Origin of the sequence: Amycolatopsis sp. A1MSW2902 (genome assembly GCF_017312175.1) — a bacterium.
Classification (GTDB): Bacteria; Actinomycetota; Actinomycetes; order Mycobacteriales; family Pseudonocardiaceae; genus Amycolatopsis; species Amycolatopsis nivea.
This window is the reverse complement of sequence record NZ_QJPO01000001.1, coordinates 1,298,720-1,318,963: the sequence shown is the minus strand read 5'-3', so window position 1 is coordinate 1,318,963 and position 20,244 is coordinate 1,298,720. Positions and strand designations below refer to the sequence as shown.

Below are 20,244 nucleotides of genomic sequence, written 5' to 3'. Positions count from 1 at the left end.
CACTCCATAGAGTGGTACATAGCGGACATTTCACAGGGATCCCGGTTTCCTGGTGATCATGAGACGACTTGCCGTGCTTCGCCACGACGTGCCCGCCTCGCTCGTGGTTTTCCTCGTCGCGGTCCCGCTTTCGCTCGGGATCGCCCTCGCGTCCGGCGCGCCGATCGTCGCCGGGCTGATCGCCGCCGTGGTGGGCGGCGTGGTCGCCGGCGCCCTCGGCGGCTCTCCGCTGCAGGTCAGCGGGCCCGCCGCCGGGCTGACCGTGCTGATGGCCGAGACGATCTCGACCTTCGGCTGGGCGGTCACCTGCCTGATCACCGTCCTCGCCGGGGCACTGCAGATCCTGTTCGGGCTGAGCCGGGTCGCGCGGGCGGCGCTGGCGATCTCGCCGGCGATCGTGCACGGGATGCTCGCCGGGATCGGTATCACGATCGTGCTCGGCCAACTGCACGTGCTGTTCGGCGGGAAGGCGCAGAGTTCGGCGCTGGAGAACATCGCCCAGCTGCCCGCGCAGATCGCCGCGCACCACGACGCCGCCGCCCTGATCGGCATCCTGACCCTCGCCATTCTGCTGGCCTGGCCCAAACTTCCCGCTGCGGTAAGGAAAATCCCCGGACCGCTGGCGGCCATCGCGGTCGCGACGGCGGTGTCCCTGGTCGCCGGGATGACGCTGCCGCGCGTCGAACTGTCCGGCGACCTGCTGCAGATCCGCTTCGCGCCGCAGCTGCCGGACGGCGGATGGGGTCAGATCGCGGTCGCGGTGATCACGATCGCGCTGATCGCCAGCGTCGAGAGCCTGCTGTCGGCGGTCGCGGTGGACAAACTGCAGAACGGTCCGCGCGCCAACCTGAACCGCGAGCTGATCGGTCAGGGCGCGGCGAACATGGTGTCCGGTTCGCTCGGCGGCCTGCCGGTGACCGGCGTGATCGTGCGCAGTTCCACCAACGTCGCGGCCGGGGCGCGTACGCGGGCGTCGGCGATCCTGCACGGCGTGTGGGTGCTGGTGTTCGTGGTCGCGCTCGCCGGGGTGCTGAAGTCCATTCCGCTGGCCGCGTTGGCCGGGCTGCTCGTGCACGTCGGCGCGAAGCTGGTGAACCCCGGTCATCTGCGGCAGGTGCTGCGCCACGGCGATCTGCCGCTCTACCTGGTGACCGTCGCCGGGGTGGTCGTGTTCGACCTGCTGACCGGCGTGCTCGCCGGGATCGTGCTGGCGGTCCTGCTGATGCTGCGCCGCACCGTGTGGTCGGGCGTGCACGCCGAACACCACGGCGGCGAATGGCGCGTGATTGTCCAAGGCGTGCTGACGTTCCTGTCCGTGCCGCGGCTGACGAAGGTGCTCGGCACGATCCCGGCGGGCTCGAAGGTGACGCTGGAGCTGGTCGCCGATTACCTCGACCACGCGGCGTTCGAGAGCCTTTCCGCCTGGCAGCAGGCGCACGAACGGACCGGCGGCACGGTGGTCGTCGACGAGATCGGGCATCCGTGGTTCGCGAAGGGCAAGGAAGGCCGTCCGACGCTCCGGCGCACCGCGGCGGCCGGTGCGATGCCCAGGTGGCTGGCGCCGTGGTCGGCTTGGCAGGCCGCGGACGTGCGGGTGCCCGGGCAGCGGACGCACCGGGGCGCGACCGAGTTCCAGCGCCGGGCCGCGCCGCTGCTCAAGGACGTCCTCAGCGGGCTCGCGCACGCGCAGGAGCCGCACACGCTGTTCATCACCTGCGGTGATTCGCGGATCGTGCCGAACCTGATCACCACGTCCGGTCCGGGCGACCTGTTCACCATCCGCAACATCGGCAACCTGGTGCCGCCCGGGCAGGCGGATCCGTCGACCAACGCGGCGATCGAATTCGCGGTCGGGGTGCTGGGAGTGCGGGAAATCGTGGTGTGCGGGCACTCCTCGTGCGGTGCGATGGGCGCGCTGGCCAGCGGTCCGCCCGCGGACACGGCGCTCGCGTCCTGGCTGGTGCACGCCGAACCGAGCCGGAAGCGGGCGGGCGCGGTGACCCTCGACGGGGAACGGCCGGAGCGCGAACCGGACCGGCTGGCGTTGCACAACGTCCTGCAGCAGCTGACGCATCTGCGGCAGTACCCGCTGGTGGCCGAGGCCGAAGCGCGCGGCGAGCTGGCGCTGACCGGGCTGTACTTCGACGTGGGCGAGGCGCAGGTGTACCTGGCCGATCCGGCGAAGGGCGAGTTCGTGGCCGCGGGAGCGCCCGCGGCGGCCCCGGCCGGCTGACCCGGGCCCTCGCGCGTGCCCCCGGGTGCGCGCGAGGGAGCCCGAGTGTTGACATCGGGGAGCACGGCAATATCTTGATGGCTCGTGACGACGCTCGTGATGACCGGAACCGGGACCGACGTCGGCAAAACGGTCGCCACCGCGGCGATCGCGGCGCTGGCCCTCGCGCAGGGACAACGCGTCGCGGTGCTGAAACCCGCGCAGACCGGCGTGCTCCCCGGCGAGGCGGGAGACCTCGCCGAGGTGGTGCGGCTGGCAGGCAAGGACCTGACGATCCGGGAGCTGCGGCGGTATCCGGATCCGTTGTCCCCGGAAGCCGCTTCCCGGCGCTCCGGGCTCCCGACTGTCGGGCCCGGGGAGATCGCCGCCGCGGCCAGCGACCTGGACGCGGCGCACGACCTGACCCTGGTCGAGGGCGCTGGCGGGCTGCTGGTCCGGTTCGACTCGCAGGGGAGCACACTGGCGGATGTCGCGTGGTCACTGGGAGCGCCGGTGGTTCTCGTCGCGCAAGCCGGGCTGGGGACGCTCAACACGACTGCGTTGACCGCCGAGGTGGCTACTCGGCGTGGGTTGAACGTCGTGGGCGTCATCATCGGGTCCTGGCCGGCGGATCCGGATCTGGCGGCCTTGGAGAATCTTCGGGATCTGCCGGTCGCTGGCGGCGCGCCCTTGCTGGGGGTTCTTCCGGCTGGGCTGGGCGCGGCGGACCGGGAGACCTTCGCCGAGCAGGCTCGGCAGGGGTTGTCGCCGTGGTTCGGCGGGGAGTTCGATCCCGAGGCGTTCACGGCTGCTGCTTCCGCCCAGAACTAGCGCCGCGCGGATTGAGCGATCTCATCGGTTCGCGGGCCGGGTGAAGGCGATTTCTTCGCGGACTCGGGGCAATCAGAAACGAGTCGCGGCGGTCGGACGCGAGGCAACCGGTTACCCTCAGTTCCGCACACGCGCAGGGAAGGGAGCCTCGGGTGGTCGATTCCGCGGGCAAGGCGGCGCATCGGTCTTCGGCACACCGGTCTTCGGCGGCGGCCGAGGGGTGGTCGGTGCCGGTGTTGTTTCCGCCGCAGCGGCCGCGGGTGGTGGTGAAGGCTGATCTGCTTCCCGCGGTGAGCGTTCTCTCGACTGCTGCGTTGCTGGGGATTCCGCTGGGGTGGTTGTGGTCTCTGCTGGCTCCGGCGGAGAAGGTGCGGGTGATCGGGATCAACGGTCAGCTGGCGCCCCTGGAGCTGGAGAGCTGGCATCGGTTCGACGATCTGGCTGTGTTCGGGTTTTTGGCGATGGCTGCTGGGTTGTTGATCGGGTTGGTGGTGTGGTTCCTGCGCGAGCGGCGGGGGCCCGTTGTTTTGGTGGCTGCTGCTGGCGGGGCGTTGGTCGCGGCTTGGCTGGGGACGCAGATGGGGCCCGCGTTCGCCAATTCGAAGTATTCGGTGGACGCGCCGCCTGCGTTGGGGGCGGTGATCGAGCAGGCGCCTCGGCTGGAGACTGGGTGGGTGGTGCTGGCTGCGCCGTTGGTGACGTGTTTGGTTTATGCGTTGATGACGGCGTGGAATGGGCGGGAGGATCTTGGGCGGCGGCTGGGATGACGTCGGCTCGTCGCCTGGCGGCGACATTGCGCTTCTAGGTGGGCCCACCACCCCTCAGCTTGATTGTGTGAGGTTCCCCCGGTGTGCCGGACACTCTGATCCTTGGCTTTGGCCTGGGGAAGGATGTTGTTGTGTCTGGTTCGTCGAGGTATCCGGATGAGTTCCGGCGGGATGCGGTCGCGTTGGCGCGGTCGGCGTCTCGTCCGTTGGCGCAGGTGGCTCGTGAGCTGGGGGTGAATCACGAGACGCTGCGGACGTGGGTGCGGGCCGCCGACCGCGCCGACCAGGCAGCGGCGTCGGGCGGGGACGCGGCCGAGCGTGAACTGCGCGCGTTGCGCAAGCGGGTGGCCGAATTGGAGAAGGAAAAGGAGATCCTGCGCAAAGCGGCCGCCTATTTCGCGCAGGAGATGGATCGTTGACCCGCAGCTACCGGTTCATCTCCGAACACCGCGACGCCTACGGCGTCGCCCGGCTGTGCCGTGTCCTCGAGATCCGCCGCCCGGGGTTCTACGAATGGCTCGCCGCCGCCCCGGCCCGCGAGCAGCGGGCGTGGGAAGAGGAGCGGCTGGCGTCTGAGATCGCGGGGATCCACGCCGCCCATCACGGCGCCTACGGCAGTCCGCGGGTCACCGCCGAGTTGCGGCGGCGCGGCGAAGCGGTCAACCACAAACGGGTCGAGCGGGTCATGCGCGAGCGCGGCATCGCGGGGATCACCCGCCGCCGGTCGCGGTCGCTGACCAGGCCGGACAAGACCGCCGCCGCGCCGGACCTGATCTGCCGCGACTTCACCGCCGGCGCCCCCGGCATCCGGCTGGTCGGGGACATCACCTACCTGCCCACCGACGAAGGCTGGCTCTACCTGGCGACCGTGCTCGACCTGCACACCCGCGAAATCGTCGGGCACGCCCTCGCCCCGCACATGCGCGCCGACCTCGTCTGCGACGCGATCACCCTCGCCGCGGACCGCGGCCTGGTCAACGCGGGCACGGTGTTCCACTCCGACCGCGGCACCCAATACGCCTCCACGGAATTCCGCGCCACGCTGGCCGCGCACGGGATCCGGGCCTCGATGGGCCGGACCGGGTCCTGCTACGACAACGCCGCCGCCGAATCCTTCTTCGCCACCCTCAAAACCGAAATCGGCACCCGCTCCTGGACCACCCGCAACCACGCACGCCAAGCCGTTTTCGCCTACCTCGCCTACTACAACCACCACCGCCTGCACTCCACCCTCGACTACCGCACACCCCACGAAACCCGTTTGAGTTATCGTCACCACCACGCCCACGCGGCATGAAACCCGGTGACCGGTACCCGGGGGAAACCTCAGTGCTGACGGTCGGTGGGTGCTTGTCAAGGCGGGAAAGATGCCTTGACAAGCACCCGCCGCCCGTGTTTTTGGCTTCGTATCGGGGTTGTGGGGGGTGTGGGTGCCTTTCTTCGTTGGGTGCGTCGGCTGCGGGTGGTACGCGGCTTGGGTGGTGGGTTGCGGAGGGGTTCGCGGGTGGCGGTTTAGCGCCCCAATGTGGCATTGGGTGCATGTGACGCACCGAATGCCGCATTGGGTGCATGTGACGCACCGAATGCCGCATTGGGGGCGGGGCGGGCCGTGAAGGGCTCCTTGAGGGAATCTAGGTCCGTGAAGGGGTCCTTCACGGCGCGCGGGAGGGCGTGAGGGGAACCCTGGGGGAATCAGGGTCAATGAGGGTGGCCCTCACGGCAGGCGCAACCCTGGGGGAGGCTAGTTCAGGTCTGCGGGTTTGGTGAAGGTCGCCAGTTCGGTCGGCGGCAGCGGTACGGCGCCCAGGGTTTCCAGGAAACCGGCTTCTCGGGTTAGCAGGCGGCAGGCGATGCGCAGGCGGCGCAGCGGGTGGGTTTCCTCCAGCAGCAGCTGCCGGTCTTCCAACGGGAGGAGGCAGTCGGCGGCTAGCTGGTAGGCGAGTTCGCCCAGGTCGGCGTCGTCGTGGGGTGGGCGCCAGTCGTCTGCGTGCCAGGCGGCTTCGCAGTATCGCTGGTGGGCGCCTCTCGCTACGTCGGCCAGTTGGCGGGCCGTTGACTCCGCGGTGGCGGGGACTGGGTCGTCGGGGAGCCAGTCGACCACGGCCATCAGGTACGGCGCGGACGCTCGGTGCAGTTCGCGCAGGCGGAAGCGGCGGGCGGCGCGGGTGACTACGTCGTAGCGGCCGTCGGGGAGGCGTTTCGCTTCGCGGAGGATCGTGCTGCAGCCCACGCTGTACACATGGTCCAAACCACTGACCTCGCGGACGAGCGGGGCGCGCAGGGCGACCACGCCGAACTCGTGTTCCGGGACGTTGCCCGTGACGAGGTCCGCGGTGAGCTGCCGGTAGCGCGGTTCGAAGATGTGCAGCGGCAGGTGCGTCCCGGGGAGCAGCACGGTCTGCAGCGGGAACAACGGCAGGGTCGCCGTTCCGCTGGGGCACTGCTCAGACTCGGTCACGGCGTCCACGGTACGGGCTGCGGAGCCCCGCCGCAGTTCGTGTTTACCGTCGCGGCGGGGGCTTCAGGACCGCGAAAGGGTCGGTGATGTGCATGTCTTTCGCGGCAAAGGAGAACAGCGCCGCAGGTCGTCCGCCGGTCCGGCCGGGGGCCGCGGTGTGGCCCGTGGGGACCAGCAAGCCACGCCGTTGGAGCACGCGTTGCAGGTTCGTCGCGGACACTTTGTAGCCGAGTGCGGCGGAGTACAGGCCCCGTAGCGCGGAGATGGTGAATTCCTCTGGGGCCAGCGCGAAACCGAGGTTGGTGTAGCTCAGTTTCGAGCGCAGGCGGTCGCGGGCGCGCAGGACGATCGCCTCGTGGTCGAAGGCGGTGCGGGGCAGGGCGTTCACGTCGTGCCACTCGGTGTCTTCGGGGACGGCCGGGTCGACGTCGGAGGGGACCAGCCCGAGAAACGCGGTGGCTACGACGCGGGGGCCGGGGACGCGGTCCGGGGCGCTGAACACGGCGAGCTGCTCGACGTGCTTCAGCTGGCGGACGTCCACCTTCTCCGCGAGCTGCCGCCGGATGGAGGTTTCGACGTCCTCGTCGGGGCGCAATCGGCCGCCGGGGAGCGACCAGCGGCCCAGGTGCGGATCGAGCGCTCGGCGCCACAGCAGCACGCGCAGTGTGTCCGAGCGCACTTGAAGGACTGCCGCCAGAACCTCGTGGGCGAGGGGGGCTCGGGTGTTAAGATGGCTTCGCACGGTTTTCGATTATAAGGCGAAAACCGGGATGGGGAGGAACCGGGGTCGATCCGGTTCCGAGGCCGGCGATTCTCGAGAGGGCCGAACACATGACCACCACGCTTGACCAGGATCTGACCCCTTACGGCGGGGTCGAGGCGGACGCCGACTGGGCCGCCCGCGTGCGGGAGCTCGCCCGCAAGCGCGACGCGGTGCTGCTCGCGCACAACTACCAGGTCCCGGAGATCCAGGACATCGCGGACTTCACCGGCGACTCTCTGGCGCTCAGCCGCATCGCGGCCAGCAGCGACGCGTCCACGATCGTCTTCTGCGGCGTGCACTTCATGGCCGAGACCGCGAAGATCCTGGCCCCGGAGAAGACGGTGCTGATCCCGGACGCGCGGGCAGGCTGCTCGCTCGCCGACTCCATCACCGGCGCTCAGCTGCGCGAATGGAAGGCCGAGCACCCGGGCGCGGTGGTCGTGTCGTACGTGAACACGACGGCCGAGGTCAAGGCCGAGACGGACATCTGCTGCACGTCGTCGAACGCGGTCGACGTGGTCGCTTCCATCCCGGCTGACCAGGAAGTTCTCTTCCTGCCGGACCAGTTCCTCGGCGCGCACGTCAAGCGCGTGACCGGGCGCGAGAACATGCACGTCTGGGCCGGCGAATGCCACGTGCACGCCGGCATCAACGGGGCCGAACTGGCCGCGCGCGCCGAGGAGAACCCGGACGCCGACCTGTTCATCCACCCCGAATGCGGCTGCGCGACCTCGGCGCTTTACCTGGCCGGAGAGGGCGCGGTGGCCCCGGAGCGGGTCAAGATCCTGTCCACCGGCGACATGGTGCACGCGGCGCGCGACACCAAGGCGACCTCGGTGCTCGTGGCCACCGAGATCGGCATGATCCACCAGCTGCGCAAGGCCGCGCCGGAGATCGACTTCCGCGCGGTGAACGACCGGGCGTCGTGCCGGTACATGAAGATGATCACCCCGGCCGCGCTGCTGCGGAGCCTCACCGAGGGCGCGGACGAGGTCCACGTCGACCCGGAGACGGCCTCGCGGGCCCGCGCCTCGGTGCAGCGGATGATCGAAATCGGGCAGCCTGGCGGTGGGGAATGAGCGGCCTAGTTAACGCCGATGAGGCGAAAACCTCACCAAATCCGCGGTGGGAGGCCCGGGCCGAAGTAGTCGTGATCGGCAGCGGGGTCGCCGGGTTGTCGGCGGCGCTGCGGGCCCGCGAACTCGGGCTGCACGTGCTGGTCGTGACTAAGGCGGCGGTCGCCGACGGCAACACCCGGTGGGCGCAGGGCGGCGTAGCCGTGGTGCTGGACGGCGAGCGCGACGAGGGCGACACGGTCGAGAAGCACACGGCGGACACGCTCACCGCCGGAGCCGGGCTCTGCGACGAGGACGCGGTGCGGTCGATCGTCGGCGGCGGTCCGGCGGCGGTCACGGAGTTGCGGCAGAACGGCGCGGTGTTCGACCACAGCGCCGGTGCACTGGCGCGGGCTCGCGAGGGCGGGCACAGCGCGTTCCGGGTCATCCACGCGGGCGGCGACGCGACCGGTGCGGAGGTCGAGCGCGCGCTCGTCGCGCAGGCCGGCGAACGGCGGATTCCGGTGCTGGAGCACCACATCGCGGCCGACGCGCTGCGCACGTCCGCGGGCGAGGTGGCCGGGGTGACGGTGCTCGACCGCAACGGCGTGCCCGGGGTGGTGCGCGCGTCCGCGGTGGTGCTGGCCAGCGGCGGGTACGGGCAGCTGTACCAGGCGACTTCCAATCCCGAGATCGCGACCGGCGACGGGCTGGCGCTCGCTTTGCGCGCCGGTGCGGCGGTGGCCGACATCGAGTTCGTGCAGTTCCACCCGACGGTGCTGTACACGCCGGGCGCGCGCGGGCGGTGTCCGCTCGTCACTGAGGCGGTGCGCGGCGAGGGTGCGACGCTCGTGGACGGAGCGGGCGCGTCGGTGATGGCCGGGGTGCATCCGCTCGGCGATCTGGCTCCGCGCGACGTCGTGGCGGCGGCGATCACCCGGCGGCAGGCGTTGGCTCCCGGCGGCATCGACGATCACGTTTTCCTTGACGCCACTGGCATTCCCGGGTTCGCGAAGCGGTTCCCGACGGTGCACGCGGCGTGTGCGGTGCTGGGGATCGACCCGGCGGTGGACGCGATTCCGGTGACCCCCGCGGCGCATTTCGCGTGCGGCGGTGTGGTGGCCACTGTGGACGGACGCTCGACGGTGCGCGGGCTGTACGCGGCGGGCGAGGTGGCTCGCACCGGGCTGCACGGGGCGAACCGGTTGGCGTCCAACAGTCTTCTCGAAGGGTTGGTCGTCGGGCAGCGGGCCGCGGAGGCGGTGGCTGCGGATCTGGCCGCTGGATTGCTGCCGGATCCTTCGCGCGGCCGGATCCCGGAACGGACCACCGCACCGGCGGCGGAACGCGATGTGCTGCAACGAGTGATGAGCCGGTACGCGGCGATCGGCCGGGACGCGGACGGGCTCGCCGCGGCGGCCTCGGCGCTCGACTTGTCGACAACGGACAGTCCGTTGTGGACGCACCGCGCGGTCGAGGACGCGGCGCTCACCGTGGCGGCGCAGGCGTTGCTCGCGGCGGCGGAGCGGCGGACGGAATCGCGGGGATGTCACGTGCGGACGGACTTCCCGGAGCGGGTCGAAGGGCTGCGGCGGAGCCAGCTGATCCGGCTGAGCCCGTCGGGACAGCCGGTGCTGGTCGAGGCGGCGTCGTTGGAAGGGGTGGCATGAGCGGGGAATTCTCGGAAGCAGTCGTGCGGGCACTGGTGGTGGACGGGCTGGACGTCGCCGATGTCCGGCGGGTCGTGACCACTGCGCTGGAAGAGGATTTGCGGTACGGGCCGGACGCGACGACGGCGTCCACGGTCCCGGCGGACGCCCGCGCGGTGGCGGAGCTGACGCCGCGCGTCGCCGGGGTCGTGGCCGGGATTCCGGTGGCGCTGGCGGTTTTCGACGAGGTGCTCGGCTCCGACTACGAGGTGGTCTCGATCCGCGAGGACGGTTCGCCCGCCGTCGCGGGGGAGCCGGTGCTCGTGCTGCGCGGTCCGGTGCGCGGGCTGCTGACCGCGGAGCGCACGGCGCTGAACCTGTTGTGCCTGCTGTCCGGAGTGGCGACGGCGACCGCGGCGTGGGTGGCCGCGATCGAGGGAACCGGTGCTGCGGTAAGGGATTCGCGCAAGACGATCCCGGGATTGCGGCTGCTGCAGAAGTACGCGGTGCGATGCGGCGGCGGCGTGAACCACCGGATGGGTCTCGGCGACGCGGTGCTGATCAAGGACAACCACGTGGTCGCCGCCGGTTCGGTCACTGCGGCGCTGGCGGCGGCCCGGGAACTCGCGCCGCAGCTGGCGTGCGAGGTCGAGGTGGACGATCTGGCCCAGCTGGACGAGGCGCTGGCCGCCGAGGCGGACGAGGTGTTGCTCGACAACTTCACGCCGGAGGACTGTGTGAAGGCGGTCGCGCGGCGGAATGAAGTGTCGCCGAAGACGCGGCTGGAGTCGTCCGGCGGGCTGACGCTCGACCGTGCGCGACCGTACGCCGAGTCCGGAGTGGACTACCTGTCCGTCGGCGGGCTCACGCATTCCTCGCCCGCTCTCGATCTCGGGATGGACCTGCGGTAACCCTGTCGCCGCGGCCCGCTCTCCACTAGAATCTCCTTGTCCGACAAGGGGAGGGGGCCGCGGTGCGGGGAATTGCCGCCGGAGCGGTGGCCGCGCTCGTGGCGCTCGGCCTGCCCGTCACGGCTGTCTCGGCCGGAGCGGCTTCGTGCGCGAATCCGTCCGGTCCGTACACCGGGGCGGTGTCCTGGGGGCAGCGCCTGGTCAACCCGCCGCGGCTGTGGGCGCTGACCAGGGGCGAGGGCCAGACCGTCGCGGTGATCGGCACCGGGGTCGACAAGCAGAACGCGCAATTCGGGCCCGGGCAGGTGCTCGGCGGCGCGGGCACCGCGGATTCCGATTGCGACGGCCGGGGCACGATCGCCGCGGGCATCGTCGGCGCGCAGCCGGCGAACGAGACCACCTTCACCGGTGTCGCACCCGGGGTGAAGCTGCTTCCCTTGCGCTACACCGAAAGCAACGGTTCGTCCTCGGACGGCGGCGGTGATCCGGGTGCGCTGGCGGGCGCGATCGACACGGCGGTCGACCGCGGCGCGGGAGTGATTCTCGTGGCGGTCCCGGCGGGTTCGGACAGCCCGGCGCTCGGTGCGGCGCTCGACCACGCGAAGTCGCGCGGGGCCGTGGTGATTTCGGCCGCGGCGGCGACTCAGCAAGGGGCGCATACTTACCCGACTGCGTCGAAGGGCGTCCTCGCGGTCGGTTCGACGGACGAATCCGGCGCGCCGGTGCAGTCCGAAGCCGGGGATTACCTCGGAATCGCCGCGCCTGGCGCGAATTTGGTGAGCACGTCGGCCGGCGGCGGAGGCGCGGTCGCGCATCGCTGGCCGATCACCGACCCGAGCCTCGCCGCGGCTTATGTCGCCGGGGTGGCGGCGCTGGTTCGTTCGGCGCATCCGGAGCTGAAGGGCGAGGAAGTGGTGAACCGGTTGATGCTCACCGCTTCCCGTCCGCCGTCCGGGGCGCACGATCCGCGGCGCGGTTGGGGAATGCTCGACGCTTACGCCGCGGTGTCTTCCACCTTGCCTGCCAACGCGCCGGGTCCGAGTGCGGCTGCGGTGCGGTCTGAATTGCCTGCGGTGGTTCCGGCCGCGGCTCAGGTTCGGCCGAGGTCTGATGTGGCGGCTGGAGTTGTTGCGGTGGGCGGGGTTGTGGTGGCTGCTGGGGCGGGGATTGGTGTCGCGGCGTTCCGGCGGGGGCGGCGTCGCGGGTGGCGGCCGTCGCGGTTTCGGGCGTCGTGAGCGGCGATCGCGGTTCTATTCGGGATCGACAGTCACCAGACGCGTCGAGCCGATGATCGCCACCCCGCGTCCGTCGCGGGCGATGTGTACGCTGAAATCCGCGCCGTCCCGGGAAAACCGCGCGATCACTTCCCGGTAAGTGCTGCGGTCGTAGGATTCCCAGCCCGCCTTTTCCAGCGTCGGCCGCACCGCTTCGGTCAGCACTCGCAGAGCGGCGGGGCTGTCCTCCAACCGAACCCCGTACTGCCAGCACACCAAATGCCCCGGCTGCGCGGGATCGCAGTCCAGCTCACCGTCCACTGTGGGCAGTGCGCGCGAGCCGAACGCGGCGGCGACGCTGTCGATGACGTTCGTCAGCTCAGCAGCCAAATCCTTCAACTCGCGCGTGATCACGGCAGCACCGCCGGAACTGGCACGGGCGCTTCGGTGACGTGGCCGCCGGTCAGCACGCCGTAGATGTTCTCCCACGAATCCGAACCCGGTTTGAGCACGCCGCTGTGCGAGGACAAGCCCCACTGCACGTTTCCGGCGGCGTCGCGGCCGGTGGTCAGATCAGTGACGCCAGGGAAGGTGTCCGGGTCGGCGCCGTGGCCGATGCCGGTCCATTCCAGTGCCCCGGCGTTGCCCTGGGCGAGGATGATCGGGTCCAGCGGGGCGGTCATCGAGTACCGCTGCACGCCGGCTTGGCTCGGCGGCAGGTCTGCTGGGCTCCATACGCCGTGTCCCATGCCCGCCGACTCTACGTGCAGCACCCGGTCCACTGGCAAGCCTTGCTGTTCAGCGAGCCCGACGGTGGCGCCGCCGTAGCTGTGGCCGATCGCGGTGATCGTGGCCGCGCCGCCGGTCCGGGAGTCGACCTGGCCGCGCAGTTCGTCGCCGAACGCCTTGAGGTTCGGGGCCATTGTCTGTGCGTAACTGGCTTCGGCGCCCTCGGTGGTCACGTTCTGCGGGAACACCCCGTCGGCCCAGACGACCATCGCGGTCCGGCCGCTCGGGTCGGCGGCGACGAGGCTGCGGCCGAGGTCGGCGTAGGACTGGAAGGTGTCCATCCGGGTGTGCACGCCGGGCACGAACAGCCCGACGTTGCGCGTGCCCGGCTGGATCGTGCCGACCAGTTCGGCGATCCGGCCGTTGCCGGACGGATCGAACCGCAGGATCTGGCGATGGTCGTCGATAATGCTTTGATACAACGCGATCCGCCGCTTCGAGCGGGCGACGGCGTCCGGATCGGACAGTCCGGCCAGCCGGGTCCGTTCGGCGGCGAGCGCGTCGGACACCTTCATCCGGTTGGCCGCGATGGTCCCGGCCCAGCCGTCGCTCGCGGCCGATTTCCCGGCTGCCGGCACCGGGTCTTCGGGCAGCAGCGCACGGTACATCGCCGCCACCTGCTCGTCGGCGCGCCGGTAGCCCGCGGACGAAGCCGTGAGGCCGTCGCGAAGGACCTGGGCGCGGACGACGCGCTGGTCGACGTCCGCGGCGAGTGCGCTGACCGTTTTCGCGAGCCCTGCGGCACATCCGGACGACGCGGACACCTGGCCGAAGGCCGTGGCGGGGATTCGTTCGCCCGCCACGGCCTGCTGCCCGGTCCGGAGCGCGCCGGCGCGAGTGTCCAATTCGGACGCCGCGGTGGCGAGTTTCGCCGGTGCGACCCGGTAGCCGTCGGTCACGGCTGGTCGGCCGGCTCTTCGCCGATGACCGAGGGCGCGACCGGAGCCTGCTGGCCCCACACGTTCTCGGTTTCGACGAGCCACGCCGGGATCCGGCGGCCGGAGCCCAGGTCACCGCCCGCTCCCATGCCGCCCATCGGCATCATGGGCATCATCGGCATGGCGCTCTTGGCCGCCGCGCCCGCCGCCCCGGCGGCGCCGCCCGCGAGTCCGCTGAGGACGTTCGACTGCGCGTTCCCGGCGAGCCCGGAGTGCGCGGCCGGAGCTTCCCCGGTGCCGCTGAGACCGCCGCCGGACGGAATGCCGCCGCCGTCGATCGACGGGGCTTCCCCGCCGCCGACCGGGATCCCGCCGCCGCCACCGCCCGCGGGGCCGGCCCCGCCGCCGAGCTTCGTGCCCGGAGGCGCGTCCTGCTCCTTGTCCTTGCCGTCCTTGTCTTTGTCCTTGCCCGAGGCCCACGGCGGAACCTTCGGCATGATCGACCCGAACCGGCCGAACGCCGCCGCGGAAGCGGCCGCGAGACCGGCAGTAAACATGTCGCCGAACAGCGGGCTGCCCGGATTCTGAGCCGGGTGTCCGGGCTGCGAAGAGCCGGGAACCTGCGTGCCGTCGGTGGGCAGCGGGTGCGAGTCGACCGGCGCGCCGACCGCGGTGCCGCCGTCCGGGGTGTTGCCGATCGCGCCGGCGCCGCCGGTCGAAGCGCCGCCGCCGGGGACCGGCTTGGGCGGCGGGGCGGCCGCGTTCGGCGAGACCGGGATCGCGTCCTCGGCGGTGTCGTAGTTCGTCGCGAGGTTGTTCATGACGACGATCGCCTTCGCGTGCGCGGAGCCGGCGGCGTTGGCGGCCTGTTGCTGCGCTTCGACGTTGGCGATCGCCTGCTGCCGCTGCTGCGTCGCGGCGACGATCGTGGCCGGCGGGGTGTCCGCCGGAAGCAGCGGCGGGTTGACCGCGAGCGCGACGTCGGCGGGCGAGACGTCCGGCACCGCGACCGGCGGCGGCATCTCGGCCTTCGCCTTGACCAGCGCGTCCGCGGCGTCCTCCAGCATGTCGCGCATGCCCTGCGCGGTGACCGCGACCTTGCGGATGCCGCCGACCAGGTCGGTCATCATGGTCCGGTACTGGTCGGCCGCGCCGCCGGTCCACGAGCTGGAGAAGTCGGTGAGCTGGTCCGACAGGTTCTCGGCCTGGTCGTAGAGCCCGCGCGAGGCCGAACTCCACTGTTCGGCCGCGGCGCGCGCGGTGGTCGGGTCGCCCGCCTGCAGCATCGCGTAGAGCTGCTGGTGGGTGTAGCCGGCGAAGGTGGTGCGAGGCCCGCTCATGCGTTCTTACCCCCTGAAGAATCAAGGCCCAGCAACGAAAAAAGCGGGTCGAGCAGACCGGTCTGCTGACCCGATTGGTGCAGATCGCCCGCGACCGACTGGTCGGCCTGGGCGTATCCGTCGGCGACGGTGGTGGTGACGTCCTGCGCGAACGCGATCGCCCCGCGGACCTGCTCGAGCAGGCCCTGCATCTCGGCGACCGCGGCGCGGTGGGCGTCGGCGAGCGAAGCGGCTTCCCCGAACTCCCCGAACAGCAGCGGATGCTCCCCGAGGGTGCGCAGGAAGTCGTTCGGCCGGGACATCGCGTGGATCTGGGTTTCCAGCTCCCGGACGAAGTCCGTCAGCGATTCCAGGTGGACGTAGTACGACTGGTCGGGCATCGGCCGGTGACCTCTCGTGCGGCAGGACGCGGGAAAGCCGGCCGTCCGGAGCGGGCGGGGGTGGTCCCGTCCCGGACGGCCGGCGTCGGGGCCGGATCAGGCGAACAGGCCCTGGTTGCGGTTCTCCAGCTGGTGCTGGAGATCGTGGGCGTCGCCGACCTTGGTGCCGAACTGCGCGATGATCGCGACGATGTCGGCGGTCGCCTGGCGGAGCCGGGTCTCGGACGCGCGCGCGGCTTCACCGGCGGAGCTGCCCGAGGCGTACCAGGTCTGGGTGATCGGCTGCAGGTTCTGGTGCAGCTGCTCCAGCTGGGAGGTCAGCGCCTTCGCCTTGGCGGCGAGCGACGCGGAGCTGTGCTGCAGGGCCCCGAAGCTGATTTCTACGACGTCAGCCATGGTGTCTTGTCCTCTCTCAGGGGTTGAGGCGAGGGATCACGTTGCCCTCGACGGTGTGGCTGACGCTCTGGAAGCTCTGGTGCACGTCGGAGTCGCCCGAGTTGTAGTTCGCGTGGCTGGCGTGCACGAGCTGCGACATGGTGTCGAGCTCCCGGACGGCGGCGCCCATCTTCTCCTGAAGCCTGCGCTGCAGGTCCCAGAAGGCGACCGCCTGGTCGCCCTTGTAGTTCCGCAGCGTCTCGGTCAGCTCGGACTCCAAGCTGGCCATGGTCGTCTTAGCGTTCGAAGCGGTTTCCTCGAAGCCCTGGACGGCGCGCGTCATGGCAGCGGAATCTGCCTGGAATCCCGGACTGGACATCTGACGGGCCACCTCCTTCCCTCTCGTGGAAAATCCCGGTGCGCGGCGGGCCGCGCGGTGTGAATGTCACGCTAGAAAAAGAGCGGGTGTGGTCAAACGGCACAACTGCCGGTCGCTTTGACGGCACTATTACCCACAGGTGGGGCGCTCCCTACCGGCAAGACGGGGGACGACGCCAGTGCTCGCGGCCCCGCGCGCGGCCAGGCTGACCCCCATGACTTCCTGGGGATCACGGCTGTTCCGGCTGCACCGCCCGCTCGGCGTGCTGGCCGGGGCGATGGCGGTGCTGCTGGTCGCGTGCGGGTTCGGGTTGCTCCTGGATGATCGCACGCTCGTCAACGCGCCGTTGTGGGCGAAACCGTTCAAATTCGCGGTTTCGGTGGCGTTGTACGCGCCGACGCTGGCGTGGTTGCTTTCGCTGGTGAAGCGCGGCCGCCGGGCCGGCTGGTGGATGGGCACGGCGTTCGCGGTCGGCATGGGCACGGACATGGCGTTGCTGGTGTGGCAGGTGCTGTTCCAGGACCGGCCGCTGCACTTCAACCACGCGACGCCGGCCGACGTCACGATCGGCAACATCCTGGCCACCGGCGCGTTCACCGCGTGGGGCGCGACCGCGGCGGTGGTCGTGCTGCTGTTGTTCCAGAAGCTGCCGGACCGCGCGCTGACGTCCGCGCTGCGGTGGGGAACCGCGCTCGCGGCAGGCGGAATGGGGTTGGCGCTCCTGATGTTCTCGGCCAGCCCGGCGCAGCAGCGGGTGCTGGACGGCGGTGGGAAACCGGCGATGATCGGCGGGCACACGATCGGTCTCGAGGACGGCGGGCCGGGGCTGCCGCTGCTGGGCTGGAGCACGGCCGGCGGGGACCTGCGGATCCCGCATTTCGTGGGGATCCACGCGATTCAGGCGTTGCCCCTGCTCGCTTTGGCGTTGGTCGCGTTGTCCCGGCGGTATCCGGTGTTGTCGCACGAACTGGTGCGGCGTCGGCTGGTGTGGACCGGGGCGGTCGGGTACGCGGGGGTCATCGCGATTACGGCGTGGCAGGCGATGCGCGGGCAGTCGATTGTGCGGCCGGACTTTTGGACACTGTCGGCGGCATTTGGGTTGGTCGCCGTGGTGGCGCTCGGCGGCTTGCTGTCGGTCCGGTCTCGCGCGGGTGTTCCCGATGAGCGGCATGCGCTGAGGGGATTCTGAGATCTCTCCGGTACGCCTTGGCGGGTTGGCCCGACGGGAGGACGGTGTGATGGCATTTCCTCAAGACCTGCTGGATTCGCTGCGGCGCGCGCCGGACGCGATCGCGTTCGAGCACGGGGACCGGCGGGTGCGCCGGGGCGAGGTGCTCGACCTGATCGGCCGGTTCACCGCGGGGCTGCGGGCGGCCGGGATCCGGCCGGGAGACGGCGTCGGGCTCGCGACCGGGGTGACGCCGGAGGGCTGGGCCGCCCAGATCGCGGTGCAGACGCTGGGGGCCCGTGCGGTGGGGGTGCGGGCCGGGTTGCCCGCGGCGCATCTCGACGCGGTGCTGGACGGGGTGGCCGCGGTGGTGACCGACGCCGAACTCCCGGAGTTGGCGGGAGTGCGGACGCTTCCGCTCGGGCCGGAACTCCTTGCCGCGTATGAGGAACCGGTGCCGTGCGGGGAACCGTCGGACGTTGGCTGGGTGGTGTTCACCAGCGGGAGCACGGGGGTGCCCAAGGGGGTCGCGTACCGGTTCGACGCGTTGGGGGAGTTCGGGCTCGAGCAGCGGGCCGGGGATTCGGCGACGGACTATCGCCGGTTTCTGCTGTTCGGGACTTTGAGCAGCGCGGTGATGGTGTTGCATTTGCAGGCTTGTTTGCTCGCTGGCGGTACCGCGGTGATTCCGGAGGGATTGCCGGACTTTCCCTGGATTCTGCCGCGGTTGGACATCACGGCGGCGCTGGTGACGGTTCCCCGGTTGTACCGGATGCTGGATGTGCTGCGGGAGGAGGAAATCGATCTTTCCGGGCTGCGAATGCTGACTGTCGCCGGGTCTCCGGTGGAACCCGGGTTGCTGGCTGAGGGATTCGAGCGAATCGGATCCGCGTTGCGGCAAGGATACGGGCAGACCGAGACCGGGAAATTGACGGTGCTGGACACGGCGGACGTGGCTGCGCATCCGGAGGCGATCGCTTCGGTCGGATTGCCGGTCGAAGGGGTTTCGCTGGAGGTGCGGGATGCTTCGGGCCGTGCGGTTCCCGCTGGGACGACGGGGGAGGTTTTCGCCCGTACCGCAAGGGCTTTCGCGGGCTACTGGCGCGATCCTTCGCTGAGCGGGACGGTGCTGGCCGACGGCTGGGTCCGCACGCAGGACATCGGGCGTCTCGACGAGAACGGTTTTCTGTATTTGACCGGTCGCGCCCGGGATGTGGTGATCGTGAACGCGGTGATTCATTACACCGGGCCGATCGAGCGGGCGCTCGCCGCGCATTCGGCCGTGGATCAGGCGTATGTCGTCGCGGTTCCGGACGAACGGACCGGGGAAGCGGCGCACGCGTTCGTGGTCGCCGCGCCGGGGCGCACTCCGGATCCGGGGGAATTGCGGGCGGCGGTGGCCGCGGAATTGGGGGAGGCCGCGGTTCCGGCTTCGTTCACGGTGCTGGACGAGGTTCCGGTCGCGGAGTCGGGAAAACCGGACAAGGCCGCGCTGCGCGCCCTCGCCCGGTGACCGCCGCGGGGTTCCGGCCTGCCGCGCACGGGGGCGGCAGGCCGGAACGCGCGGATCAGACGCCCGCGGTCTGCTTGATCCAGTCGCGGCTGTTGGCGACGCTGGCGTAGTTCTGGGTGCCGTGTTCGTCGCTGCCGGAGTTCTCGCCGGTGGAGCAGACGCCGACCTGGACGCCGTCGGCCAGCTGCGGGCCGCCGGAGTCGCCGTGCCACGACGAGCCGGTGACGCCCTTGCTCGCGATCGCCTTGCCGTTGAAGGCGTCCGTGCTCTCGCCGGTCACCTGGACGTCCGCGGTCTTGAGCGTGTCCGAGGGCGGGCTCTGGTCCTTGGTGCGGCCCCAGCCGTAAATCTGGTTGGTGGCACCGTTTTCCGGGTCCTTGTCGGCCAGCTTCATGAACGTGGTGTCCACAGCGGACTTGAGGTGCAGCAGTGCGATGTCGCCGTTGGGCGAGGCCTTCTGCTCGTCGACCGCGGCTTCGGTGCCCTGGCCCAGCGCGACGTCGCCGACCTTGACGTGCATGCCGCCCTTGTTCAGGCAGTGCTGCGCGGTGAGCACCCACTGCGAGGCGATGATCGTGCCGGAGCATTCGAAGCCGCCGTAGTCGGTGACGTCGTCCCAGAACACCTGGGCGCCCCACGGGGCCGACTTCACGGTGTCGCCGCCGATGATGTGCGTGTCGGCACTCGCCGGGACGACCGCCCCGACCCCGAACGCCATCGCAGCCCCGGCGACCACGGCCGCCGCTTTCGCGTAACGCATGGAAAATCCCTCCGCCTCGGTGGTGATTTCCCGACCGTAGGCGGCAAGTGGAAATCTGGTAACCTACGGAAGTCGGTCTTCGATCCACGTTTCGCGGAGCGTGCCGTCGGGGTCCAGCCGCCGGTGGAGGACATCGGCTTGCTCCGGACGGGTGAGCACCGCGACGGCGGCTTCCTGCTTCCGGTGCAGGGCGTGCACGGCGACGCGAAGCTTGCGGATCCGGCCGCGGGTGCGGAGCCGAGCTCGCCACGGGTGCCAGAGGACGGCGAGCAGGAGGCCGGTGGTTTCGTCCGGTAGTCCTGGGCGGCTTGGGCCAGTTGACCGGAGTCGGCGATTCCGCCGAGTTGACGGTCCACGGTGGTCACTACTGCGCTTTCCAGGACGCGTTCGTGCGCGCCGGCGGCGAAATCGGCTACCCGGCGGGGGATTCCGGCGACCAGCACGGCGGTGAGCAGTTCGGAGAGGGCGTCGCGGAGGGCGCGGTGGGCGTCTGTCCCGTCTTCGAGGACGGCGACGATGCCGAGCGCGTCGGCGAGGTTTTTCCGGCTGGTCAAGGTATTCGGGGGCAAACCGATCCGGATTTCGCGCACACCGCCGGAGATTGCGCGGGCCGCTTCGAGTCGCCGGTAGACCTCGGCGCGAAGCTGGCGGCGGTCTTGGATCTTGGTGAGGTAGTTCGTCAGTGCGGCGCCGACGACGCCTCCGCCGGTGGGGTAGGCCAGTTATCCCGTGCTTGGGCTTTCGTGACGTCGTGAGGGGAACCCTGAAGGAATCAGAATTCCTATGCGATCCTCAAGGACGG

Annotated in this window: 21 protein-coding genes; 12 read left to right on the top strand and 9 right to left on the bottom strand. The window is 70.6% G+C overall.

Features of this window, described 5'->3' with window-relative positions; translation table 11 throughout:
- The first annotated feature begins 58 nt into the window (after positions 1-58).
- From DMP23_RS06160 to DMP23_RS06140, 4 genes are all read left to right on the top strand, one after another.
- Positions 59-2,233 carry a bifunctional SulP family inorganic anion transporter/carbonic anhydrase gene (locus tag DMP23_RS06160; protein ID WP_337820416.1) on the top strand — a complete coding sequence of 725 codons (2,175 nt, stop codon included), beginning with the start codon at positions 59-61 and terminating at the stop codon, positions 2,231-2,233.
- An 84-nt stretch (positions 2,234-2,317) separates the two neighbouring features.
- Entirely contained in the window at positions 2,318-3,043 is a 726-nt protein-coding gene (gene bioD / locus DMP23_RS06155) for a dethiobiotin synthase (RefSeq protein WP_134733525.1), read from the top strand.
- A gap of 152 nt (positions 3,044-3,195) precedes the next feature.
- Positions 3,196-3,810, top strand: coding sequence for a DUF2567 domain-containing protein (locus tag DMP23_RS06150; RefSeq protein WP_337820415.1), 615 nt, complete (start codon positions 3,196-3,198; stop codon positions 3,808-3,810).
- Positions 3,811-3,941: 131 nt separating this feature from the next.
- Positions 3,942-5,107 (top strand): IS3 family transposase gene (locus DMP23_RS06140; RefSeq protein WP_443111243.1). Its coding sequence is split into 2 segments (ribosomal slippage): positions 3,942-4,208 and positions 4,211-5,107, totalling 1,164 coding nucleotides; the frame shifts between segments, so codons are not numbered across the junction.
- 444 nt (positions 5,108-5,551) lie between these two features.
- Here the strand turns inward: DMP23_RS06140 and DMP23_RS06135 are convergent.
- Complete coding sequence (locus DMP23_RS06135) at positions 5,552-6,268, bottom strand: LON peptidase substrate-binding domain-containing protein (protein WP_134665743.1); 717 nt, start codon at positions 6,266-6,268, stop codon at positions 5,552-5,554.
- Positions 6,269-6,311: 43 nt separating this feature from the next.
- On the bottom strand, positions 6,312-6,965 hold the full coding sequence (locus DMP23_RS06130; RefSeq protein ID WP_240015912.1) for an NUDIX hydrolase: 654 nt from the start codon (positions 6,963-6,965) through the stop codon (positions 6,312-6,314).
- Positions 6,966-7,099: 134 nt separating this feature from the next.
- Here DMP23_RS06130 and nadA point away from each other — a divergent pair, with 134 nt between their 5' ends.
- From nadA to DMP23_RS06110, 4 genes are all read left to right on the top strand, one after another.
- Complete coding sequence (nadA, locus tag DMP23_RS06125; protein ID WP_037809568.1) at positions 7,100-8,110, top strand: quinolinate synthase NadA; 1,011 nt, start codon at positions 7,100-7,102, stop codon at positions 8,108-8,110.
- The gene (locus DMP23_RS06120) at positions 8,107-9,756 is read left to right on the top strand and encodes an L-aspartate oxidase (protein WP_337820414.1); all 1,650 of its coding nucleotides are present in this window, start codon (positions 8,107-8,109) and stop codon (positions 9,754-9,756) included. Before nadA ends, DMP23_RS06120 begins: the two co-directional genes overlap by 4 nt.
- Positions 9,753-10,646 (top strand): carboxylating nicotinate-nucleotide diphosphorylase, encoded by an 894-nt coding sequence (gene nadC / locus DMP23_RS06115; protein WP_337820413.1) that lies wholly within the window; start codon positions 9,753-9,755, stop codon positions 10,644-10,646. Before DMP23_RS06120 ends, nadC begins: the two co-directional genes overlap by 4 nt.
- A 62-nt stretch (positions 10,647-10,708) precedes the next feature.
- A complete protein-coding gene (locus DMP23_RS06110; RefSeq protein WP_337820412.1) occupies positions 10,709-11,881 on the top strand; it encodes a S8 family serine peptidase in 1,173 nt (390 codons plus the stop codon).
- A 15-nt stretch (positions 11,882-11,896) separates the two neighbouring features.
- Here the strand turns inward: DMP23_RS06110 and DMP23_RS06105 are convergent, their stop codons facing one another.
- From DMP23_RS06105 to DMP23_RS06080, 6 genes are all read right to left on the bottom strand, one after another.
- On the bottom strand, positions 11,897-12,274 hold the full coding sequence (locus DMP23_RS06105) for a hypothetical protein (RefSeq protein WP_134733519.1): 378 nt from the start codon (positions 12,272-12,274) through the stop codon (positions 11,897-11,899).
- Positions 12,271-13,548 (bottom strand): alpha/beta hydrolase, encoded by a 1,278-nt coding sequence (locus DMP23_RS06100; RefSeq protein ID WP_337820411.1) that lies wholly within the window; start codon positions 13,546-13,548, stop codon positions 12,271-12,273. Before DMP23_RS06100 ends, DMP23_RS06105 begins: the two co-directional genes overlap by 4 nt.
- Complete coding sequence (locus DMP23_RS06095; protein ID WP_337820410.1) at positions 13,545-14,867, bottom strand: WXG100 family type VII secretion target; 1,323 nt, start codon at positions 14,865-14,867, stop codon at positions 13,545-13,547. The genes DMP23_RS06100 and DMP23_RS06095 overlap by 4 nt, the downstream gene beginning before the upstream one ends.
- Positions 14,864-15,247, bottom strand: a complete 384-nt coding sequence (locus DMP23_RS06090) for a hypothetical protein (protein ID WP_337820409.1) — start codon at positions 15,245-15,247, stop codon at positions 14,864-14,866. The genes DMP23_RS06095 and DMP23_RS06090 overlap by 4 nt, the downstream gene beginning before the upstream one ends.
- A gap of 96 nt (positions 15,248-15,343) precedes the next feature.
- Positions 15,344-15,643 carry a hypothetical protein gene (locus tag DMP23_RS06085; protein WP_037809581.1) on the bottom strand — a complete coding sequence of 100 codons (300 nt, stop codon included), beginning with the start codon at positions 15,641-15,643 and terminating at the stop codon, positions 15,344-15,346.
- 16 nt (positions 15,644-15,659) lie between these two features.
- Positions 15,660-16,001, bottom strand: coding sequence for a WXG100 family type VII secretion target (locus DMP23_RS06080; protein WP_337820408.1), 342 nt, complete (start codon positions 15,999-16,001; stop codon positions 15,660-15,662).
- A 214-nt stretch (positions 16,002-16,215) separates the two neighbouring features.
- Here DMP23_RS06080 and DMP23_RS06075 point away from each other — a divergent pair, with 214 nt between their 5' ends.
- Both DMP23_RS06075 and DMP23_RS06070 read left to right on the top strand, forming a co-directional pair.
- Positions 16,216-17,190, top strand: coding sequence for a hypothetical protein (locus DMP23_RS06075; protein WP_134733514.1), 975 nt, complete (start codon positions 16,216-16,218; stop codon positions 17,188-17,190).
- Positions 17,191-17,239: 49 nt separating this feature from the next.
- Positions 17,240-18,682, top strand: coding sequence for a class I adenylate-forming enzyme family protein (locus DMP23_RS06070; RefSeq protein ID WP_337820407.1), 1,443 nt, complete (start codon positions 17,240-17,242; stop codon positions 18,680-18,682).
- Positions 18,683-18,737: 55 nt separating this feature from the next.
- Here DMP23_RS06070 and DMP23_RS06065 read toward each other — a convergent pair whose 3' ends face one another.
- Complete coding sequence (locus tag DMP23_RS06065; RefSeq protein ID WP_037809585.1) at positions 18,738-19,442, bottom strand: S1 family peptidase; 705 nt, start codon at positions 19,440-19,442, stop codon at positions 18,738-18,740.
- Between the two features lie 138 nt (positions 19,443-19,580).
- Between DMP23_RS06065 and DMP23_RS06060 the strand changes: the two genes are divergently transcribed.
- Together DMP23_RS06060 and DMP23_RS06055 are read left to right on the top strand one after the other, a co-directional pair.
- Positions 19,581-19,739 (top strand): hypothetical protein, encoded by a 159-nt coding sequence (locus DMP23_RS06060; protein WP_337820406.1) that lies wholly within the window; start codon positions 19,581-19,583, stop codon positions 19,737-19,739.
- A gap of 11 nt (positions 19,740-19,750) precedes the next feature.
- Positions 19,751-20,197, top strand: a complete 447-nt coding sequence (locus DMP23_RS06055; RefSeq protein ID WP_337820405.1) for a hypothetical protein — start codon at positions 19,751-19,753, stop codon at positions 20,195-20,197.
- Positions 20,198-20,244 lie beyond the last annotated feature (47 nt).